This window comes from Pseudomonas jessenii, assembly GCF_002236115.1.
Taxonomy (GTDB): domain Bacteria; phylum Pseudomonadota; class Gammaproteobacteria; order Pseudomonadales; family Pseudomonadaceae; genus Aquipseudomonas; species Aquipseudomonas jessenii.
Window position 1 is genome coordinate 226,683 of sequence record NZ_NIWT01000009.1, and the last position, 21,085, is coordinate 247,767.

The window sequence follows — 21,085 nt, forward strand, 5'->3', positions numbered from 1 at the left end:
ACATGAGTGCAGTGATCAAAGATTCCGCGCAGCAAAATGACAAGCCCCTGGTGAGCCTGCGCAACCTGAACAAATACTACGGCGACTTTGCCGCCGTGGACGACATCTCGCTGGACATCAAGGACGGTGAATTCCTCACCTTCCTCGGTTCCAGCGGCTCGGGCAAAAGCACCACGCTGTCGATGCTCGCCGGTTTCGAAACCCCGAGCAGCGGCGAGATCCTGGTCAACGGCCAGTCGCTGGTGAATGTGCCGCCGCACAAACGCGATATCGGCATGGTGTTCCAGCGCTATTCGCTGTTCCCGCACCTGTCGGTACGCGACAACATCGCCTTCCCGTTGGCCATCCGCAAACTGGCCGCCGCCGAACGCGAACGCCGGGTCGATGCGATGCTCAAGCTGGTGCAGCTTGAGCAATTTGCCCATCGCCGTCCTTCGCAATTGTCCGGTGGCCAGCAGCAACGAGTCGCCATTGCACGGGCGCTGGTTTATGAGCCACGCATCCTGCTGATGGACGAACCCCTCGGTGCGCTGGACAAGAAACTGCGCGAAGACTTGCAGGACGAACTGCGTCAGCTGCATCGGCGCCTGGGCATCACCATCGTCTACGTGACCCACGATCAGGAAGAAGCCATGCGCCTGTCCCAGCGCATCGCGATTTTCAGCCACGGCAAGATCGTCGGCCTGGGCAGCGGCTATGACCTGTACCAGAATCCACCGAATGCTTTTGTCGCCTCGTTCCTTGGCAACTCCAACTTCCTCAAACTCAAGGCCCAGGGTAATGCGGTGGCGACCTTCGAGGGGCAACCGCTGTCGATCCGACTCACGGCCGGCCTGCAAACCGATCAGAACGTGCTGCTGATGGTGCGTCCGGAAAAAGCCCTGGCCCTGAGCAATGAACAGGCCGTTGCCGAACCCTTGGCTGCCGGCTGGAACGAAGTCTCGGCCAAGGTCGTGGAAGTGCTGTTTCTGGGTGAAAGCCAGACGTGCAGCGTGGTCACCGCTGGCGGCACCTCGATGACGGTCAAGGCGCTGTCCGCCGCCGGCATGCCGCTCAAGTCCGGTGACCCGGTGCGGGTGCGCTGGGCTACCGCGGATGCCTGCGTCTACACCGAATGGGCCGAAAGCGACCTGAACAAGGCCGCCGGCGCTCACTGATCCATTGGCCTGCGCGCGCGGGCCACTATAATGAGTCACCCTCGGGCCACCACAACGTCGGGTTGTGGTGGCCTTTTTTCTGTCGCCTGTAAGATAAATTGGACAACGGATTCCTAAAATCCCGGTTTAATGCTAAATAGTGCTCAGTATTTTTAACACCCGACCCTGTCGTGCCACACAGTGCAACGAGAATAACGATATGAAAGTCCATTTCGAGAAAAGTGAAGTGTTTGGGACCCTCCACCTGCAAGCGGCGGTGGCAGCATGATCGAAGTTACCGAAGTTTCAATTGCCGAGCTGCGCGCCGCGCTCGAATCCGGCCAGACCACCTCGGTTGAACTGGTCCAGGCTTATCTTGCGCGGATCGACGCCTTTGACGGCCCCGAAACGCCTACCGCGCTGAACGCGGTCGTGGTTCGCAACCCCGAGGCGCTCGCCGAAGCCCAGGCGTCCGACGCCCGTCGCGCCAAGGGCCAGACGCTGGGAGCACTGGACGGGATCCCCTACACCGCCAAGGACAGCTATCTGGTCAAGGGCCTCACCGCCGCTTCCGGCAGCCCGGCCTTCAAGGACCTGGTCGCCTATCGCGATGCGTTCACCATCGAACGCCTGCGCGCCGCCGGGGCCATCTGCCTGGGCAAGACCAACATGCCGCCAATGGCCAACGGCGGGATGCAGCGTGGTGTCTACGGCCGCGCCGAGAGCCCGTACAACGCTGACTACCTCACCGCCCCTTTCGCCTCCGGCTCGTCGAACGGTGCCGGCACGGCGACCGCGGCCAGTTTCTCGGCCTTCGGCCTGGCGGAAGAAACCTGGTCGAGCGGCCGTGGACCGGCCTCGAACAATGGCTTGTGTGCCTACACCCCTTCGCGCGGCGTGATCTCGGTGCGCGGCAACTGGCCGTTGACCCCGACCATGGACGTGGTCGTGCCGTTTGCCCGGACCATGGCCGACCTGCTCGAAGTGCTCGACGTGGTGGTGGCCGATGACCCGGACACCCGTGGCGACCTGTGGCGCCTGCAGCCCTGGGTACCGATCCCGAAATCGTCTGAGGTACGCCCTGAGTCCTATGCCGCGCTGGCCGCGAATAGCGATGCGCTCAAAGGCAAGAAATTCGGCATCCCGCGCATGTACATCAACGCCGACCCTGAAGCCGGCACCTCCGAAGCACCGGGCATCGGTGGCCCGACTGGCCAACGCATCAACACCCGTCCTTCGGTGATCGGGCTCTGGGAACAGGCGCGCAAGGCCCTCGAAGCCGCGGGCGCCGAAGTGCTCGAAGTCGACTTCCCGCTGGTCTCCAATTGCGAGGGCGATCGTCCTGGTGCGCCGACCGTGTTCAATCGCGGCATCGTCTCCAAGGAATTTTTACACCATGAACTGTGGGACCTGTCCGCCTGGGCCTTCGATGATTTCCTGCAAGCGAACGGCGATCCCAAACTGAATCGCCTCGTCGATGTCGACGGCCCGCAGATCTTCCCTCATGACCCGGGCACCCTGCCCAATCGCGAGGGTGACCTGGCCGCCGGCATGGACGAATACGTGCGCATGGCCGAACGCGGCATCACGCCGTGGGATCAGATCAGCACGGTGCCGGACGGCCTGCGCGGCCTGGAAAAGACCCGCAAGATCGATCTGGAAGACTGGATGGATCGCCTGGGCCTCGACGCGGTGCTGTTCCCGACGGTGGCCGATGTGGGTCCGGCGAATGCCGATGTCGATCCGCAATCGGCGGATATCGCCTGGAGCAACGGCGTATGGGTCGCCAATGGCAACCTCGCCATCCGTCATCTCGGTGTGCCGACGGTCACCGTACCGATGGGCGTGATGCCGGACATCGGCATGCCGGTCGGCCTGACGTTTGCCGGGCGGGCCTATGACGACTCGTCGCTGCTGCACCTGGCGTCGGCGTTCGAATCGACCGGCAGCAAACGCATGATCCCGCCGCGTACCCCGCCATTGGTCGCTGACAAGCGGTAATGTGGGAGCTGGCTTGCCAGCGATGGTCGTTAACGATGACGCGTTTGAGCTGGATGAACGCGGCGCACTTGAGTCCATCGCCGGCAAGCCGGCCCCTACAGTTTCCCGGGATCATCAGGGATCAACCTGGGCCATCAGCTCGGGAATCGATTCCGGCCGCTTGGCATAACGCTGTGCCAGCACCGCACAGACCATCAGTTGAATCTGGTGGAACAACATCAGCGGCAAGATCAGCAAGCCAATGGTGCTACCGGCAAACAGCACCTGCGCCATCGGCACGCCGGTCGCCAGGCTTTTCTTCGAGCCGCAAAAGAGAATGGTGATGCGGTCTTCCTGGTTGAAGCCGAATGCCTTGCCCAGTACGGTCGAAGCCACCAACACCAGCGCCAGAACGATGCAGCAGACCAGCACCAGCCCAAGCAGATCCAACAACGGAATCTGCTGCCAGATGCCTTCGATCACCGCTTCGCTGAACGCGCCGTAGACCACCAGCAGAATCGAACCCTGGTCGACGAACTTCAACCAGCTCTTGTTGCGCGCCACCCAGTTGCCGATCCAGCGCCGCGCGATCTGCCCGGCAATGAACGGCAGCAGCAACTGCACGCTGATCTTGAGGATGGCGTCGAGGGTCGAGGCGCCTTCGCCGTGGACATTCAGCAGCAGGGTCACCAGCAACGGCGTGAGGAAAATCCCGAACAGGCTGGACGCCGCCGCGCTGCAAATCGCCGCCGGGATGTTACCCCGCGCCAGGGAAGTAAAGGCAATCGCCGACTGCACCGTGGCGGGCAACGCGCACAGGTAGAGCATGCCCATGTACAGGTCATTGCCGATCAGCGGCGACAGCAGCGGCTTGAGCGCCAGACCGAGCAACGGAAACAGTACGAAGGTCAGGCTGAACACCAGCAAATGCAGGCGCCAGTGCCCGGCACCGGCAATGATCGACTCGCGGGACAGCTTGGCGCCATGCAGGAAAAACAGCAGCGCAATGGCGATGTTGGTCAGCCAGCCAAAACCGAGCGCGACCTGGCCGCTGGCGGGCAGCAGGCTGGCGAGCGTCACTACGCCGATCAGGGTCAGGGTGAAGTTGTCGGGTAACAAACGGGGGCGAGTCATGGGGTTGATCATCCGGGGGTTGCCAGTACATGAAAGTGACTCTAACGTGCCTGATAATTACCGACTAACGCCGATGAGCCAGCTGATGCCGCCTAAAGGACATGACAAGAGTGTTCGACGCAGTATTCCCGGGCTGTCCAGCCTGCCACGACCGCTCTACGGCCGTACCGAATCGCTGCCCAATCGCGCACTGACCCGGCGCCACAGCCACCCGTGGGTGCAGCTTTCCTATGCGATTGCGGGCGTGCTCGAAATACAGACCGGCGTCGGGCGTTTCGTGGCCCCGCCAGAGCGTGCCGTGTGGATTCCGGCGGGCATGCCGCACCGGGTGTTCAGTTCGCCGCGCACGGAAATGCGCAGCCTGTACATCGATTGCAGCGTCTCGACGTGGGCACCGCCGGGCTGTCATGTACTGGGGGTCAGCGATTTGTTGCGCGAGTTGATCCGCGCCTTCAGTCAGGTTCCGGTGGAATACGATCAGGACGGGCCGCACGGTCGGTTGGCCCAGGTGATTCTGGATCAGTTGGCCGAGGCGCCACAGATCGACTTGATGCTGCCGCTGCCCCAGGACAGCCGATTGCGGCAAATCGCGCAAAGCCTGGAGTCACACCCGGAGCAACAGACCACGCTCAGCCACTGGAGCGACCAATTCAGCGTCACCGAGAAAACCCTCAGTCGCCTGTTCCTGCGCGACACCGGCCTGACTTTTCGCGCCTGGCGCCAGCGCTTGCGCCTGCTCGGCGCCCTGACGCCGCTGGAGCAGGGCGAGCGAGTGACCGACGTCGCGTTGGCCTGTGGCTACGATTCGACGTCAGCGTTTATCGCTGCCTTCCGCCAGCAATTCGGCGAGACACCGGGGGAGTTTTTTCGCTGAGTCCAGCACCGTACACCTCTGTTGCCTGTCAGTCCGCCATCGCGAGCAAGCTCGCTCCCACAGGGGCCATGGGTATACACAAAACCTGTGCTCGACATAAAAACCTGTGGGAGCGAGCTTGCTCGCGATGGCGCCGGGTCAGTCGACACCTGCATTGACTGTCAGGTCGCTATCGCGAGCAGGCTCGCTCCTACAGGGATTTCACATAAATATCCCGGTGTTACTGATCGGACTTGATACTGGTCCAGACCCGGGTACGGACCCGCTCAAGCTTTTGCGGCAATGGCTGCACGACGTACAGCGTCTTCAATGCCTCGCTGGTCGGTGTCAGGTTCGGGTTGCCGGTGATGTCCTTGTTGATCAGCGCCAGCGAGTCCTTGTTGGCATTCGGGTAACCGAGGAAGTCGCTGATCGGCGCGATGACTTTCGGGTCCAGCAGGTGGTTGAGGAATTCGTGGGCCTCGGCGACGTTCTTCGCGCTTTTCGGAATGGCGAAGGTGTCGAACCAGATCGGCGCGCCTTCTTTCGGCAGGCGCCAGTCGACGACCACGCCGTTGCCCGCCTCTTTGGCGCGATTGCCGAATTGATAGAAGCTGCCGGAGTAACCGATGGCCACGCAGATATCGCCGTTGGCGATGTCGGTCATGTACTTGGCGGAGTTGAAATAGGTGACGTAGGGGCGAACCTTGAGCATCAATGCCTTGGCTTTTTCGTAGTCATCGGGGTTCTGGCTGTTCGGATCCAGCCCCAGGTAATGCAGGGCCAGCGGCAGGATCTCCGACGGTGAGTCGAGCATCGCTACGCCACAGGCCTTGAGCTTCTCCATGTTCTCGGGCTTGAACACCAGGTCCCAGCTGTCCACCGGCGCATTCTCGCCCAGCGCCGCCTTGACCTTGGCCGGGTTGAAACCGATCAACACGGTGCCGTACATGTAGGGCACGCCGTACAGGTTGCCCGGGTCGTTCTTGTCCAGCAGCTTGAGCAATGCAGGGTCCTGGTGCGACCAGTTCGGCAACCTGGACTTGTCGAGTTTCTGGAACACGCCCGCCTTGATCTGGGTTTCGATGAACTGGTTCGACGGCACCACCAGGTCGTAGCCCGAGTTGCCGGTCAGCAGCTTGGCTTCCAGGGACTCGTTGGTGTCGAAGGTGTCCCAGGTCACCTTGATCCCGGTGTCCTTGGCGAAATCCTTGGGCACGGACGGCAGGATGTAGTCCGCCCAGTTGTACACCCGCAATTCGCGCTGTTCGGCATGCACCGCGCTGGCCAGCAGCGACAGTCCGCAAACGGTGGCGCCCAGTATGCGTTTCATTGAGTCCATGGATCATTTCCCCAAGTGTGGCGTGAGTTCGATGGTTTTTATGTTCTGTACACGGCAGCAGCCTTGAAAACAGCCAAGGGCAAGGAAGTGAAGCGTCTGGTTGTGGTTTTCACCTTGGGTTGCCGACTCAGCCACCCGCGTCTGATTCTTGCTGACGGCGTCGCCGGTTCACAGCGTGAGGCAGGCCAAAAGGAGATCGAAATGGCCAAAATACATGTCCGCTTTGATCAGCGGTGCGAGGCCTTTCACCGAGGTTAGTCCAATCAGCCGATGCCCGGGCAGCCTCGTTGCTGCTTATTGCGCGTCACACCAATAACAAGATCGCGAGGCTTCGATGCGTGCTCCACTCCTGCTTGCCCTGCCCCTGCTCGGCCTGCTCAGTGCCTGTTCCGAACCCTATGAACCGCAACCGCTGGCCAGCAACGGCAGCAGCTACATGCATTCCGATGGCTACAGCTCCGACACGCACCCGGGGCCAGGTCCGTTGGGCCGGGATGTTCAGGTGAACAGTCGCGATGGCAGCCGCAAGCCCGGCGGCATGTGCCCGATTCATACCTTCGATCAGCAGGGTCGCCTGGTGGTGTTGTGCGCCAACCTGATGCAGTTCGAACTGCAATTGCTCGAACCACGCACCCTCAAGCTGCTGGCCCGCTATCCGCTGCCGCCGCGTCCGTCGACTTTCCACGCGCTGATTACCCTGGACCCGGACAAGATCATGGCCGACACCTCTGGCGCCTATTTCTATGTCGACGAACAGAATCGCGTGGTCATCGCCGATGCCGAGCAGCACATCCAGCGCGTCGTGCATCGTCAGGATGAGTCCGGTGCGTGGTCGTTCGAAGCGGTCGACAACTGGGACCTGAGCGACAAGGTCCCCCACGATTGTGTTAAGCCTGCCAACTGGTTCCCCAAAGGCGAATGCGACCCCGTCACCGGGGTCATGCCCGATCACCGGGGCTTGATCTGGTGGATCACCCGGCGCGGCCGCATCGGCACCCTGAACCCCGACACCGGCAAGGTCCAGGGCATTCAACTGGCCAACGAAGAAATCCAGAACGGCATGTCGGTGGCGGCCGATGGTGTCTATCTGGTGTCCGACCACGCCATGTACCGCTTCGTCGCCGATGCCGAGGGCAAGCCCGTGCAAGGCTGGCGCGAAGTCTATGACCGCGGCACCGGGCGCAAGGTCGGCGCGATCAATCAGGGCAGCGGTACCACCCCGACCCTGCTCGGCGAGCGCTACGTCACCATCACCGACAACAGCGACGGACGCATCAACCTGCTGGTCTACCGTCGCGAGCAGGACTACGCCGGCAATCGCCTGATCTGCAAGCTGCCGGTGTTCGACAACAACGCCTCGGCCACCGACAACTCGGCCATCGGCTGGGGTCGCTCGATCATCCTCGAGAACAACGCCGGCTACACCAGCGCCTTCGCGCAGAAGGACTGGCAGGCCGTGCACGGCGGCATCAGCCGCATCGACATCCGCAACGATGAATCGGGCTGCGACCGGATCTGGGAATCGAAGGAACGTTCGCCTTCGGTGGTCCCCAAACTCTCGGTGAGCAACGGTCTGCTGTACTTCTACACCTTCGAGCCGCAGCCCGACGGCGAGAACGCCTGGTACCTGATGGCGCTGGATTTCGACAGCGGCCAGACCCGATTCAAGGCGCTGAGCGGGGTCGGTCAGGCCTTCGACAACAACTGGTCGCCGATCACACTGGCGCCGGACGGCACGGCCTATGTCGGGACTTTCGGTGGGTTGGTTGCTCTTTGGGACAAGGGTGTGAATGCAACAAACGAGCAACCACGCGTGAGTGCCAGTGGCGGCCAACCCTGAAAAGCGATTCATTGTGGGAGCGAGCCTCCCACAGGGGATCGGGTGCACCTTTGAGACATTGGTCAGCTGTCAGGCCGTCATCGCGAGCAAGCTCGCTCCCACAGAAGAGCAAAAACAGATCGGCGTACACAGACGCTTCTCACCACTCATCAGGCCGAGCGTTAGCTCGCCTGCAGCTTTTGATCTTGATCCACCCGCCCCCTCGGCAGGCTGAGTGGAGGCGTTTATCCGGGGATTGGCGCGCAGCGCCGTTCGACGCAGTCGAACACATCGCATGTAGGTGCCAGCGAAGCCAACCGGAGGGCGATGCCCCCGGATGAATGCCGGAGCGAAGGAACCCCGAGCCTTGGCGAGGGGCCGTACGTAAGGGCGAAACCGCCAGCCGCCGTTACCGCAGCAACGGATATGTACTCAATCAACCAAGAACCTGGTCGGCCCAAAGGCCGCCAAGGTCAAAGAATATCAACCAACACCAACAACCCCCTCCCCATGCATCTGCCGCAACAACACCAACCCACCCTCCAGAAACTCCGAAGCCCCCACCGCCCCCGCCTCGATCGCCAATCCTTGCAACTGCTCACGCCCGGTCAACTCGGGAAACTCGCCAATTCGCAGCAACAACCGCCACGCCAACGGACTCAATTCAGAAAACCTCACACTCCAGTCCTCGGCGCGACGCACCAGCAACAAGGTCGGCTGAGCAGGCGCCACATCAGGCTGGTAATCCGGCCCCACCCTTTGCACCGGCCAGGCATACGCCAACGGCCAGGCCAGCGGCGACACCCGCAAGGGCCGATCCAGCAGCAACGCGGCATCACCACCCACCAGAAGCTCGGCGTCAGACTGTTGCAGCGCCATTTCCACCCACTCGTAATGCGCCAGCTCCACCATGAACGGCGGCCACGGCCCATCACTCAACGCCAGAGGCCCGGCCGCGAGAAACTCGACAAACTCCTGGGCGATCTCACCGAATTTCGGCGTGCGGGCGCGGTAGTCCCGCAGAAAGATCCGCACCAGCGAACGCCAGTGCTCGTCACCCAGAATCTTCACCAACACCGGAAAGGTGCCACTGAGCAGCGAAGACAGGTTGGCGAACACCAGATCGCGATAAACCAGGGCCCGCGCCGGGTCCATTTCGGTGGGGGGGCCGTTGCGTTCAGGGTCGCGCAGGTACAGGCCCATGGTGGTTTGTTGATGCAAAAGGCTCGACTTACCCACGGTTCACGCCCTCCTGTTGCAGGCGGCGAATGGTCTGCAATTCCGCCACCAGTTCAGCGAAGACGGGAAAGTTGAAATCCCGCTCCAGCAAGGTCGGTTGCGCACCGAACCGGGCATAAGCCTGGGCCAGCAACGACCACACCGCCGGTTTGACCGAAGCGCCATGGGTGTCGATCTTCAAGGTGTCAGACTCATCGAAATGCCCGGCAATGTGCATCGCCACCACCCGCCCCGAATCGATGCCAGCCAGGAACACCTGCGGATCGAAGCCGTGGTTGATCGAATTGACGTACACGTTGTTGACGTCCAGCAACAGGTCGCAATCGGCCTCGCGCAGCACGGCATTGGTGAAGGTCACCTCGTCCATGTCCTGTTGAGGCGCGGCATAGTAAGAGACGTTTTCCACCGCCAGGCGTCGCCCGAGAATGTCCTGGGCCTGACGGATACGCGCGGCGACGTGGTGCACCGCCTCTTCGGTAAAAGGCAACGGCAACAGGTCGTACAGGTGACCGTCATCGCTGCAATAGCTCAAATGCTCGCTGTAGAGCGGCACGTTGTAGTGATCGAGAAAACCCCGGACTTCCTGCAAAAAACCGACGTCCAGCGCCGACGGCCCACCGAGGGACAGGGACAAACCGTGACAGGACAATGGATAGCGTTCCGCCAGGGCCCGCAATGCCGCGCCGTGGGCACCGCCGATGCCGATCCAGTTTTCCGGTGCGATTTCCAGAAAGTCGAAATCGCCTGCTGGTGCGACCTGGAGGTCTTTGAGTAAACCGCGACGCAGGCCAAGCCCTGCGCTGGCCTTGGCTACGGGGGGAATGGAGGTCTGCATGGTGTCGATCTCACAAGCTGTTCAAGGACGCGAGCCGGTGCCCGCCATGAGACAGAGTTAATCGAAGGTGTGTATCAGGACTGTGTTCGGCTGGGGCCGGAATTAGAGGTCACTGTGTCGAAAAGGGGTCTGGATACAGTGGGATACACGCCCGCTCCCACAGGGTCGTGTACCGGCAGAAAAAACGTTGCTTTCGTCGCGCCAGACCGCGCGGTACAAGGCCCGAACTAAACTTACTGCACACAGGGCCCGCTTGGTGCCCTGTACATTCCCACGACCACCGCCCAGTGGCGATCCCCTCGCCAGACAACGCCTCTGGACCGTGATCCTGCTGAAGGAGCACACATGATGGACGAGGCCAGACTCAACGATTTCATGGGCAAACTGGTTAATGACATGGGCGGCGCGGCGATGCTCGCCAACGTCATCCTCGGCGAAGAACTCGGCCTGTACCGGGCGATGGCCGACAGTCAACCCATCACCCCTGAAACCCTTGCCGAGAAAACCGGCTGCAACACCCGCCTGCTGCGCGAATGGCTCAGTGCCCACGCCGCCTCAGGCTACATGGAACACCAGGACGGCCAGTTCCGCCTGCCCGAAGAGCAGGCCATGGCTTTGGCAAAAGAAGACTCACCGGTTTATGTGGCGGGCGGGATCGGAGTGGTCGCGTCGTTTTTCCATGACAAGGACAAACTGGTCAACGCCATGCGCGGCAACGGCGCCCTGCCCTGGGGCGATCACCATCCGTGCATGTTCAGCGGGACCGAACGCTTCTTCCGCCCCGGCTACAAAGCCCATCTGGTCGCCGAATGGTTGCCGGCCCTCGACGGCGTAGTGGCCAAACTGGAAGCCGGGGCCAAAGTGGCGGACATCGGCTGCGGCCATGGCGCCTCGACGGTGATCATGGCCCAAGCGTTTCCGGATTCGCGCTTCGTCGGTTTCGACTACCACGCGCCGTCCGTTACCGTTGCCACCCAACGGGCCGAAGAAGGGGGTGTATCCAGTCGGGCCAGGTTCTTCCAGGGCACGGCGAAAAGCTACCCCGGCAGCGACTACGACCTGATCTGCTACTTCGATTGCCTGCATGACATGGGCGACCCGGTGGGCGCGGCCAGGCATGCCTATGAGTCGTTGAAGGACGACGGCACGGTGCTGCTGGTCGAGCCCTACGCCAACGACTTGCTCGACGACAACGTCAACCCGATCGGTCGCCTGTTCTACGCGGCGTCGACCTTCATCTGCACGCCCAATTCGCTGTCCCAGGAAGTCGGCCTCGGCCTCGGTGCCCAGGCCGGTGAAGCGCGTTTGCGCAAGGTGTTCAGCGAGGCCGGTTTCACCCGTTTCCGCCGGGCCACGGAAACACCGTTCAACCTGATCCTGGAGGCGCGTAAATAAATACTGTCTGCTTTTTGTAGGAGCGAGCTTGCTCGCGATAAACGCGATCACGCCGCGGGGTGTCAGGCTTACAGTGTTATCGTTGACGACCATCGCGAGCGAGCTCGCTCCTACAGGCCTGCACAACATGTTCGACAAGCTGATCCACGAACAACTCGATCGCCTCCATCAGCTCATGGCGGATCAGCCGTTTGCCGTGCTGACCGGGGCCGGTATCAGCACGCCTTCGGGCATCCCGGATTATCGCGACAGCCAGGGCGTGCGACGGGGCCGGCAGCCGATGATGTACCAGGAGTTTCTCTCGGCCCCGGAGTCCCGGCGACGCTACTGGGCGCGGGCGATGCTCGGCTGGCCGAGGGTGCGTCTGGCGCAGCCGAACGAAGCCCACGACACCCTGGCTCGCTTGCAAGGCACGCGGCAGATCAGAGGGTTGATCACCCAGAACGTCGACACTCTGCACGACCAGGCCGGCAGCCGTGACGTGATCGAACTCCACGGCAGTCTGCACCGGGTGTTGTGCCTGGATTGCGGCCGGCACAGCGAGCGCGATTCGATCCAGCACTTGATGGAAACACAGAACCCCTACCTGGCCGGCGTCGACGCGGTGCAAGCGCCGGACGGCGACACCTTGCTCGACCCGGCCTTTGAGGCACGCTTCCAGGTCCCGCACTGCCCGCATTGCGCCGGGGAACGTATGAAGCCGGATGTGGTGTTTTTTGGCGAGAACGTCGCACAGGCCACGGCGGCGAAAGCGATGGCCGCCGTCGAACAGGCTGCCGGGCTGTTGGTGGTCGGCTCGTCGCTGATGGCTTACTCGGCGTTTCGCTTGTGCCGGGCGGTGGTGGATCAGGGCAAGCCGTTGATTGCGATCAACCTGGGCAAGACCCGGGCGGACGAGATTCTGGATTTGAAGATCGAAGGGTCGTGCGAGCAGCTGTTACCAACATTGGCGAAGCTACTTGGCAACTGACGAAACCCTATCCCTGTGGGAGCGAGCTTGCTCGCGATGAGGCCAGCACATTCAGAAAATTCATTGGCTGATCCACCGCCATCGCGAGCAAGCTCGCTCCCACAAGGTCCCCCATACAACTCACGAAAATCGCTGCCCAAGGTTTTCCGCTTTCAGCACATCAAACATCGCCTGCGCCGCCGCCGACAGCTCGCCCCCCGGCAACGTCAACACCCCCAGCGCCCGCTCCACCACCGGGTCGCGCAAGGTGATGCAACGCGCCCCCAGTTCACGCATCTGCCCCGCGCACAAGGCCGGCACCGCGCTCACGCCCAGGCCACTGGCGACCATGCGCCCGACCGTCGCCAGTTGATGGCTTTCAAATTCCACCGGTAGCTTCATGCCGCGGGCCTGCAGATGCTCTTCAAGCATTACTCGCACAGTGGACGGACGCTGCAAGGTAATGAACGGCTCCTTGAGCAGGGTCTGCCAGTCGATGTCATCGAGTTCGGCCAGTGCCGAATCCAGAGGCACCACCGCGACGAAACGGTCGATGTACAACGGCGTGAATTGCAGCGACGAACTCTGGGTCGGTTCAAAGGCCACTCCCAGCTCCACCTGGCGGTCACGGACCATTTCCAGCACCTGCTCGTTGATCACGTCATTGACCGTCACGTTGACATTCGGATAACGGGCGCGGAAGGTCTTGAGGATCGGCGGCAGCAGGTTGCCGGCGAACGACGGCATCGCCGCCAGGGTCACGCGACCGCGCTGCAGGGTGAAGCGTTGACGCAGTTCATCCTCGGCATTGTCCCAGTCAGCGATCAACCGGCGCGCCAGCGGCACCAGGGATTCGCCTTCGGCGGTGAGCGCCACGTTGCGCGTGTTGCGGGTGAACAAGCGCCCGCCCAGGCCCTCCTCCAGCGCCTTGATGGTCAGGCTCAGGGCCGATTGCGACAGGTGCAGGCGCTCGCAGGCCACGGCAAAGCTCAGGCTCTGGGCCACGGCCAGAAAGGCGCGGATCTGCTTGACGGTCATGGGGCAACGCTCCGGTTGTAAGCTACAGGTTCTAAGCTGCAAGAGACTGGGCAGCACATTATTGAGCTTTATCAATCAATCCGCTCTAAAAAACAACTTAACAAATGAATCTGGCAGCGAGACACTCCATTCCATTCGGCTAGCCAGCCGCCCACAAAGAATAAAAGAGGTGCATATGGCAGGTTTCGACAAGCGCGTGAGTTCCTACGAGGAAGCTCTGGCAGGTCTTGAAGACGGCATGACCGTGATCGCCGGCGGCTTCGGCCTGTGCGGGATCCCGGAAAACCTGATCAACGAGATCAAGCGCAAGGGCACCCGCGATCTCACCGTGGTTTCCAACAACTGCGGCGTCGACGGTTTCGGCCTTGGCGTACTGCTGACCGACCGCCAGATCAGCAAAGTGGTCGCGTCCTACGTCGGCGAAAACAAGCTGTTCGAAGAGCAACTGCTCAAGGGCGAAATCGAAGTCACCCTGACCCCCCAAGGCACCCTCGCTGAAAAAATGCGCGCAGGCGGTGCCGGCATCCCGGCGTTCTTCACCGCCACCGGCGTTGGCACGCCTGTCGCCGACGGCAAGGAAGTCCGCGAATTCCATGGTCGCAAGTACCTGATGGAAGAATCCATCACCGGCGACTTCGCCATCGTCAAAGGCTGGAAAGCCGACCATTTCGGTAACGTGATCTATCGCCACACCGCCCAGAACTTCAACCCGCTGGCGGCCACCGCCGGCAAGATCACCGTGGTCGAAGTCGAAGAAATCGTCGAACCCGGCGAGCTGGACCCGGCGCAGATCCACACCCCTGGCATCTACGTCGACCGGATCATCTGCGGCACGTTCGAGAAGCGCATCGAACAGCGCACCGTGCGTAAGTGATCCCCTGCCCCCGGACCGAATGAAGGAATAAAAACAATGGCACTTTCCCGCGAACAAATGGCTCAACGCGTCGCCCGCGAAATGCAGGACGGCTTCTACGTGAACCTGGGCATCGGCATTCCGACCCTGGTCGCCAACTACATCCCCGAAGGCATGGAAGTCATGCTGCAGTCGGAAAACGGCTTGCTGGGCATGGGTCCTTTTCCTACTGAAGACACCATCGATGCCGACATGATCAACGCCGGCAAGCAAACCGTGACCGCACGTATCGGTGCTTCGATCTTTTCCTCGGCCGAGTCCTTCGCGATGATCCGCGGTGGTCATGTCGACCTGACCGTGCTGGGCGCCTTTGAAGTGGACGTGCAAGGCAACATCGCCTCGTGGATGATCCCCGGCAAACTGGTCAAGGGCATGGGCGGCGCGATGGACCTGGTCGCCGGCGCAGACAACATCATCGTCATCATGACCCACGCATCCAAGGACGGTGAGTCCAAGCTGCTGTCCCAATGCAGCCTGCCGCTGACCGGCGCCGGGTGCATCAAGCGTGTACTGACCGACCTGGCCTACCTGGAAATCGAAAACGGCGCGTTCATCCTGAAAGAACGTGCGCCGGGCGTCAGCGTCGAAGAGATCGTCGCCAAGACCGCAGGTAAACTGATCGTGCCGGACCACGTACCGGAAATGCAGTTCGCTGCCCAGTGAGGAATCATTCCATGCAAGAAGTCGTCATTGTTGCCGCCACGCGCACCGCGATCGGCAGTTTCCAGGGTTCGCTGGCCAATGTGTCCGCCGTCGACCTGGGCGCTGCGGTGATCCGCCAGCTGCTGGCACAAACCGGCCTGGATCCTGCGCAAGTCGATGAAGTGATCATGGGCCAGGTGCTGACCGCCGGCGCCGGGCAAAACCCTGCGCGCCAGGCCGCCATCAAGGCCGGCCTGCCCTTCGCCGTGCCGGCCTTGACCCTGAACAAGGTCTGCGGCTCCGGTCTCAAGGCCCTGCACCTGGGTGCCCAGGCGATTCGCTGCGGCGATGCCGAGGTGATCATCGCCGGTGGCCAGGAAAACATGAGCCTGGCCAACTACGTCATGCCCGGTGCCCGCACCGGCCTGCGCATGGGTCACGCGCAAATCGTCGACACCATGATCAGCGATGGCCTGTGGGATGCGTTCAACGATTACCACATGGGTATCACCGCCGAGAATCTGGCCGAGAAATACAGCCTGAGCCGCGAGCAACAGGACGCGTTCGCCGCCGCCTCGCAGCAGAAAGCCGTGGCCGCCATCGAAGCCGGGCGATTCGTCGATGAAATCACGCCGATCCTGATCCCGCAGCGCAAGGGCGATCCGCTGTCCTTCGCCACCGACGAGCAGCCACGGGCCGGCACCACCGCCGAATCCCTGGGCAAACTCAAAGCCGCCTTCAAGAAGGACGGTTCGGTGACCGCCGGTAACGCTTCGTCGCTGAACGACGGTGCCGCGGCCGTGATCCTGATGAGCGCCGAAAAGGCCAAGGCCCTGGGTCTGCCAGTCCTTGCAAAAATCGCCGCCTACGCCAACGCAGGCGTCGACCCGGCGATCATGGGCATCGGCCCGGTGTCGGCCACCCGCCGCTGCCTGGACAAGGCCGGCTGGTCCATCGACCAGCTGGACCTGATCGAAGCCAACGAAGCCTTCGCCGCGCAATCGCTGGCCGTGGCCAAGGACCTGGAATGGGACTTGAACAAGGTCAACGTCAACGGCGGCGCCATCGCCCTGGGTCACCCGATCGGTGCCTCGGGTTGCCGCGTGCTGGTGACCCTGCTGCATGAAATGCTCAAGCGTGACGCCAGGAAAGGCCTCGCCACCCTGTGTATCGGTGGTGGTCAGGGCGTGGCACTGGCGCTCGAACGGGCTTAAGCCAACAGCGTTCAACAGACGGCGCGGGGACCCACGAAGATCCGTGACCGCCTGGAAAAACACCCGGTGCGATGCAAGTCGCACCGGGTTCTTTTTTGCCTGCGTTTTATTCAGATGGACCGCGTTATCGTTCATCGCGAGCAAGCTCGCTCCCACAGGTTTTTGTACTGTTCACAAAATGGAGCCACACCGCCAAACACTGTGGGAGCGAGCTTGCTCGCGATGAGGCCCGGATCATCGCAAAGTTTACGGCGCCACGCCCAACAACTGCTGACGCAACTCGGGGTTGCCGGTACGCGGATCGAGCCAGATGGCAAAAAACGCCTTGGCGAATTGCAGGTCCTTCACATCACGCAACAGCTGCTGGCCGAGAAAGAACCGCGCGCCCTGCCCCGGCAGATAGACACCGGTCAGCCGCGTGCCGGCCTGTACGTCGACGAACGACTGTTGCATCTGCACCTGCCAGGAAGCCAGTTGCTCGGCACTGACCGAGGTGCCGGCGAGTCGCTTGATTTCCCTGACGCTGGCATTCACCAGGTCATCACGGGAAATGCTGCGCTGGTAGATCAGCTCCAGGGCGAACGGCTGATCGCTCGCCAGGGGTCGCGAAGTACTCCAGAGCCGTGCGCTGTAGACATCGAAGCCGTACTTGCGAAACTCACCACTGCCGAGGATTTGCGCACCGGGCAGCGAGTCCTGCCAATTGGCCAGGGCCTGGCAGCTCAGCAAGACAAGCAGCCACAGACCATGGCGCAGGGGTGAACGTTGGCGTTTCAAGGTGAGCTGTCCTCATCGTGGGATGCCTTGATAAAACGTTTGCGCAAAAGAGCCTTTCGTAGAACTCGAGAAAATCTCTATTTTTGTATACAAAACTTACATGCACATAAAGCAATCTACCCGCTGCAATGTTACCGTTGCCACCTCACAAGGTCGGAGACGTGCGCGTGTTGATCCTCAAACTGCTGGTGATCCCAGGCTTCCTGCTGCTGATTTCCCTGGCTGGCAAACGCTGGGGGCCGAGCGTGGCCGGTTGGTTGTCGGGGTTGCCGGTGGTGGTCGGGCCGATCCTGTTGTTCCTCGCCCTCGAACAAGGCCAGGCGTTCGCTGCGCAATCGGCCACCGCCGCGCTGTCAGCCATGTTCGCGATGATTGCGTTTTGCGTGAGCTACGCCCAGGTCGCACAACGGGCCGGATGGCCGCTGGCGCTGTTGATCTCGCTGTCGGTCTGGGCACTGGTGGCGGTTGTCCTGTCGTTGATCCCGGCCTCCCTGGTGTTTTCGGTGTGCGCCGCCGCCACCGCGCTGCTCGCCGCACCGTACCTGTTCCCCACTGTGCAACCCGTGCTCAGTGGCCCGGCGCCGAAATCCGACAAGCTTCTGTTGCGCATGGTGGCCGGTGCATTGCTCACCCTGGTGGTGACACTGCTGGCCAGCACCGTCGGTGACCGCTGGAGCGGCCTGCTGGCAGTGTTCCCCGTATTGGGCAGCGTGATGGCGGTGTTCTCCCAGCAAACCCGTGGCCCGGCCTTTACCGCCGCGCTGCTGCGCGCCACTGCCACCGGCATGTACTCGTTCGCCGCCTTCTGCCTGGTGTTGGCCCTGGCCCTGCCGACGATGGGAATGAACGCTTTTGTGCTGGGCGTCGCGGTGTCGGTGGCCATGCTGGGCGTGACCAAACGCCTGCTGGCGCGGCCAGCCGGCCCGGCGACTGACACTCAAAGAGCAGCCATCAAACGCTAAGCTGCCTCAGCTCATCGAGCTGCCCTGAGCATAGGTGGGTGTTCAGCCAAGATGACCGCTGGGTAAAGCACGCTGGAATGCATCGCAACCTCCATGGGATGATCGCGCCCCACCGCGCGCACATCCCTGGAGATTCCAATGTCATTGTTGAGTAAAAAAGCCCTTGTACTGCTGCTGGCAGCCGCTACCGGCCTTGGGGCTTTGAATGCGCAGGCCGCCAAGGCCACATCCAGCGATGCGCCCGCCCATAAAGTCTCCATGCTCGGCAGCAAGTTCACCTTCAACCTGCCCAAGGGTTTCGTCGCCAACCCGCTGCCGGCCAGCCCGGACGGTGCCAGCGGCACCCTCTACAGCAATGAAACCACCAAGACCGTGGTGATCGCCGCTGAAAACACTCTACCCAACGGTGTCAGCGTCAAGGACAACGACGGCGGGTTCCTCGACGGCACCGTGGCCGATTTCGATGCGGCGCAACACAAATCCCTGCCCGACTACAACAAGCTCAGCGAGAAAGCCCTGACCCAGAAAACCGGGCTGGGCCTGCGCCAGATCGACGGCACTGCCACGCAAGGCGGTGGCATGACCCTCACCACCACGCTGATGGCCGCATCCGGCACTCGCATGGCGGTGATCCAGGTGATTTCCCGCCCCGGCGACATGGCGGCCCACGAAACCCTGGTCAAGCAGATCGTCAGCGGAAAATGAATGTCAGGGGTTGAGACGCTGCAACCAGGCGCTCAAGTCCTGTATCTCGTCGGCGCTGATGCTGTGACCGACACCGGGGTAGCCGTGGAACTCGGGTTCGAGTGACACGGTCTGCAGCAGGCTGTTGGCTTCAGTACCGTCGCTGTAGGGAAGGCGTTTGTCCTGCTCGCCATGACCGATGAAAATAGCCAGCGACTGGCGTTTTTCATCCGGCTGGAGCTCGGACTTGAGCACCGGCAGAATCCGTCCGCTCAACGCAGCGATCCCGCCTAGCGCCTCGGGATGCCGCAGGCCTGTTTCGTAGGTCATGATCGCGCCCTGGCTGAAGCCGACCAGGAACACCTTCTCCGGTTCGGTGTGATATTTCTTCGTAGCCTGTGCGACGAAATCCAGCAACAACTGGCCGCTGGACTTCAGATCATCGGTCTCGCCGTTGTAGGCCCCTTCGCCCTTCTTGCGAAACCACTGGTAGCTGCCCGCCTCCATCACCAAGGGTGCCCGCACCGACAGGTAGGTGTAGGACGCGGGCAAGTCATCCTTGATGCCGAACAGGTCCTGCTCGTTACTGCCGTAACCGTGGAGGAAAATCACCAGGGGTTGATGGTTCGAATCGGCGTTGGCCTGCTCCAGATACTTGAGCGGCAAGTCGGTTTGCAGCGGGGTTTGGGCGTGGACAGCGGTGGATACCAGGAGCGTGAGCAGCGCGAGAATCTTCAACATGGGTCTTCCTTCACTGAATGCAGGATTCGCGCAAGAGCCTAACACTGTGCAGTAGACAGGAACATCTCAGGCGTGGCCGATGCCGCCTTCGCGAGCAAGCCCGCTCCCACAGGGAACGCGTAAACCCCGTGGGAGCGGGCTTGCTCGCGAAGAGGCCAGTACAGACAAAGAAAATTACTGACTCAGTCGTTGATCAACTTGCCCACCCGAATCGGCTCGCGCCCGGCGACCTTCGCCTGCCAGCTGCCTGGCTGGGTGTAGCGCCCACGGTCGATGGCGAACAGCACACCACTGGTGCCGGCCTGCACGGTGGTGACCTTGTCGTTCAACGGGTCGACCACCTCGAACAGTGCATCGCCCTTCTCCACCCACTCCCCGGCCTCGCGCAGGAAGCTGACCACGCCGTGATGCGGGGCGAACAGGTATTGGGTGCCTTCGAATGGCATGCCTTCACAGCATTCGGCCGGTGCCGCCGGCCAGGTGCCGGAGATGAATCCCTGCTCGGCGAGGAACCCGAGAATGGCCTCGCAATTGGCCTGGGCCTGATTGACGCCGGTGTCTCCCATGCTGCCCAGTTCCAGGGTGGTCGCCAGGTTGGCCGGTGGAATCGCTGCCGCCGGGAACGCCCTGGCCAGGCGCAACCATGGCGAAGAACAGGATTCATCGAACGAGCTGCCGCCGGAGTCTTCACACAACAACGCCACGCCGGCCTGCAAACGCGCCGCCAGGGATTGCCACTGCGGCCAGTGCTGCGGCAACGCGTAGATGTGGATCGCCGCATCGAAATCGCAATGCAGGTCGAGGGTGATGTCGGCGTCACAGGCATGGCGCAGCAACAGGCGGTGCATGGCTTCCAGCTGCGATGCCGCTGCCGGCAAGCTGTCGAGGACCTGGCCCATGGTCTGGCGAATCAACGCAATGTTGGCTTGGGCATCGCTGCCGAGACGATCACTGATCAACGCGGCCACCGGCGCACTGAGTTCGACGAACGAGCGGTTGAAATTCTTGCCGCTGCCCAGCTCGAAACGCCCCATGTGGCTGCCTTGCAAGTGCTGGTCGAGGCCAATGGGATTGGCCACCGGCACCAGTTCGATCACACCCTTCAATTGTCCCTGTTGTTCAAGTTCGGCCAGGCGTTTTTTCAACTCCCAGGCGGTGCGCATGCCCGGCAATTCGTCGGCGTGCAGGCTGGCCTGGATGTACACCTTGCGCGTGCCCGCGCCATAACGAAACACGCTGAGGGTACGCTCGCTGCCCAGGTGGCTCCAGGGCAGTTTGTGGTCGATGCGTTGCATATAAACTCCTGAAAACAGAGAAACCTGTGGGAGCGAGCTTGCTCGCGATGGCGTTCATTCAGTCGAAGCCATTTTGCCTGACCCACCGCTATCGCGAGCAAGCTCGCTCCCACAGGTATCTTCTTCGCTGAAAAAAT

Annotated in this window: 20 protein-coding genes; 12 read left to right on the forward strand and 8 right to left on the reverse strand. The window is 61.9% G+C overall.

Going from position 1 to position 21,085, the window contains the following annotated elements:
- The first annotated feature begins 2 nt into the window (after window positions 1-2).
- Both PSJE_RS27815 and PSJE_RS27820 read left to right on the forward strand, forming a co-directional pair.
- The gene (locus tag PSJE_RS27815; protein ID WP_090456316.1) at window positions 3-1,157 is read left to right on the forward strand and encodes an ABC transporter ATP-binding protein; all 1,155 of its coding nucleotides are present in this window, start codon (window positions 3-5) and stop codon (window positions 1,155-1,157) included.
- Between the two features lie 264 nt (window positions 1,158-1,421).
- Window positions 1,422-3,137 (forward strand): amidase, encoded by a 1,716-nt coding sequence (locus PSJE_RS27820; RefSeq protein ID WP_090456318.1) that lies wholly within the window; start codon window positions 1,422-1,424, stop codon window positions 3,135-3,137.
- Between the two features lie 114 nt (window positions 3,138-3,251).
- On the opposite strand, the gene PSJE_RS27825 is transcribed toward PSJE_RS27820, so the two are convergent.
- A complete protein-coding gene (locus PSJE_RS27825) occupies window positions 3,252-4,250 on the reverse strand; it encodes a bile acid:sodium symporter family protein (RefSeq protein WP_090457939.1) in 999 nt (332 codons plus the stop codon).
- 85 nt (window positions 4,251-4,335) lie between these two features.
- Between PSJE_RS27825 and PSJE_RS27830 the strand changes: the two genes are divergently transcribed.
- Window positions 4,336-5,124, forward strand: a complete 789-nt coding sequence (locus PSJE_RS27830; protein WP_090456320.1) for an AraC family transcriptional regulator — start codon at window positions 4,336-4,338, stop codon at window positions 5,122-5,124.
- A 220-nt stretch (window positions 5,125-5,344) separates the two neighbouring features.
- Here the strand turns inward: PSJE_RS27830 and PSJE_RS27835 are convergent, their stop codons facing one another.
- Window positions 5,345-6,445: a polyamine ABC transporter substrate-binding protein gene (locus PSJE_RS27835; protein ID WP_090456322.1), complete on the reverse strand. Its 1,101-nt coding sequence runs from the start codon at window positions 6,443-6,445 to the stop codon at window positions 5,345-5,347.
- Between the two features lie 15 nt (window positions 6,446-6,460).
- Between PSJE_RS27835 and PSJE_RS27840 the strand changes: the two genes are divergently transcribed.
- Together PSJE_RS27840 and PSJE_RS27845 are read left to right on the forward strand one after the other, a co-directional pair.
- Entirely contained in the window at window positions 6,461-6,703 is a 243-nt protein-coding gene (locus PSJE_RS27840) for a hypothetical protein (protein ID WP_090456324.1), read from the forward strand.
- A gap of 76 nt (window positions 6,704-6,779) precedes the next feature.
- Window positions 6,780-8,285: a hypothetical protein gene (locus tag PSJE_RS27845; protein WP_090456326.1), complete on the forward strand. Its 1,506-nt coding sequence runs from the start codon at window positions 6,780-6,782 to the stop codon at window positions 8,283-8,285.
- 462 nt (window positions 8,286-8,747) lie between these two features.
- Here PSJE_RS27845 and PSJE_RS27855 read toward each other — a convergent pair whose 3' ends face one another.
- The gene (locus tag PSJE_RS27855) at window positions 8,748-9,503 is read right to left on the reverse strand and encodes an HvfC family RiPP maturation protein (protein WP_090456328.1); all 756 of its coding nucleotides are present in this window, start codon (window positions 9,501-9,503) and stop codon (window positions 8,748-8,750) included.
- A complete protein-coding gene (locus PSJE_RS27860; protein WP_090456329.1) occupies window positions 9,496-10,338 on the reverse strand; it encodes an HvfB family MNIO-type RiPP peptide maturase in 843 nt (280 codons plus the stop codon). The genes PSJE_RS27855 and PSJE_RS27860 overlap by 8 nt, the downstream gene beginning before the upstream one ends.
- Before the next feature lie 348 nt (window positions 10,339-10,686).
- Between PSJE_RS27860 and PSJE_RS27865 the strand changes: the two genes are divergently transcribed.
- Both PSJE_RS27865 and PSJE_RS27870 read left to right on the forward strand, forming a co-directional pair.
- The gene (locus PSJE_RS27865; RefSeq protein ID WP_090457940.1) at window positions 10,687-11,733 is read left to right on the forward strand and encodes a class I SAM-dependent methyltransferase; all 1,047 of its coding nucleotides are present in this window, start codon (window positions 10,687-10,689) and stop codon (window positions 11,731-11,733) included.
- Window positions 11,734-11,860: 127 nt separating this feature from the next.
- The gene (locus PSJE_RS27870) at window positions 11,861-12,703 is read left to right on the forward strand and encodes an NAD-dependent protein deacetylase (protein ID WP_090456331.1); all 843 of its coding nucleotides are present in this window, start codon (window positions 11,861-11,863) and stop codon (window positions 12,701-12,703) included.
- 120 nt (window positions 12,704-12,823) lie between these two features.
- Here PSJE_RS27870 and PSJE_RS27875 read toward each other — a convergent pair whose 3' ends face one another.
- Window positions 12,824-13,720: a LysR family transcriptional regulator gene (locus PSJE_RS27875; protein ID WP_090456332.1), complete on the reverse strand. Its 897-nt coding sequence runs from the start codon at window positions 13,718-13,720 to the stop codon at window positions 12,824-12,826.
- Window positions 13,721-13,895: 175 nt separating this feature from the next.
- On the opposite strand from PSJE_RS27875, the gene PSJE_RS27880 reads away from it, so the two are divergent.
- Genes PSJE_RS27880 through PSJE_RS27890 form a run of 3 tightly spaced genes read left to right on the forward strand, consistent with a single transcriptional unit; the run spans window position 13,896 to window position 16,489 of the window.
- Window positions 13,896-14,594 carry a CoA transferase subunit A gene (locus PSJE_RS27880; protein WP_034150336.1) on the forward strand — a complete coding sequence of 233 codons (699 nt, stop codon included), beginning with the start codon at window positions 13,896-13,898 and terminating at the stop codon, window positions 14,592-14,594.
- Window positions 14,595-14,630: 36 nt separating this feature from the next.
- Window positions 14,631-15,296: a CoA transferase subunit B gene (locus tag PSJE_RS27885; RefSeq protein WP_008021761.1), complete on the forward strand. Its 666-nt coding sequence runs from the start codon at window positions 14,631-14,633 to the stop codon at window positions 15,294-15,296.
- A gap of 11 nt (window positions 15,297-15,307) precedes the next feature.
- Window positions 15,308-16,489, forward strand: coding sequence for an acetyl-CoA C-acetyltransferase (locus PSJE_RS27890; protein WP_090456334.1), 1,182 nt, complete (start codon window positions 15,308-15,310; stop codon window positions 16,487-16,489).
- Window positions 16,490-16,735: 246 nt separating this feature from the next.
- On the opposite strand, the gene PSJE_RS27895 is transcribed toward PSJE_RS27890, so the two are convergent.
- Window positions 16,736-17,266: a chalcone isomerase family protein gene (locus PSJE_RS27895; RefSeq protein WP_090456336.1), complete on the reverse strand. Its 531-nt coding sequence runs from the start codon at window positions 17,264-17,266 to the stop codon at window positions 16,736-16,738.
- A 167-nt stretch (window positions 17,267-17,433) separates the two neighbouring features.
- Between PSJE_RS27895 and PSJE_RS27900 the strand changes: the two genes are divergently transcribed.
- Complete coding sequence (locus tag PSJE_RS27900) at window positions 17,434-18,228, forward strand: hypothetical protein (protein ID WP_090456338.1); 795 nt, start codon at window positions 17,434-17,436, stop codon at window positions 18,226-18,228.
- 138 nt (window positions 18,229-18,366) lie between these two features.
- Window positions 18,367-18,933 carry a DcrB/PsbP domain-containing protein gene (locus tag PSJE_RS27905; RefSeq protein ID WP_090456340.1) on the forward strand — a complete coding sequence of 189 codons (567 nt, stop codon included), beginning with the start codon at window positions 18,367-18,369 and terminating at the stop codon, window positions 18,931-18,933.
- Between the two features lie 3 nt (window positions 18,934-18,936).
- On the opposite strand, the gene PSJE_RS27910 is transcribed toward PSJE_RS27905, so the two are convergent.
- Together PSJE_RS27910 and PSJE_RS27915 are read right to left on the reverse strand one after the other, a co-directional pair.
- A complete protein-coding gene (locus tag PSJE_RS27910; protein ID WP_090456342.1) occupies window positions 18,937-19,653 on the reverse strand; it encodes an alpha/beta hydrolase in 717 nt (238 codons plus the stop codon).
- 182 nt (window positions 19,654-19,835) lie between these two features.
- Complete coding sequence (locus tag PSJE_RS27915; RefSeq protein WP_090456344.1) at window positions 19,836-20,948, reverse strand: succinylglutamate desuccinylase/aspartoacylase family protein; 1,113 nt, start codon at window positions 20,946-20,948, stop codon at window positions 19,836-19,838.
- Between the last annotated feature and the right edge of the window lie 137 nt (window positions 20,949-21,085).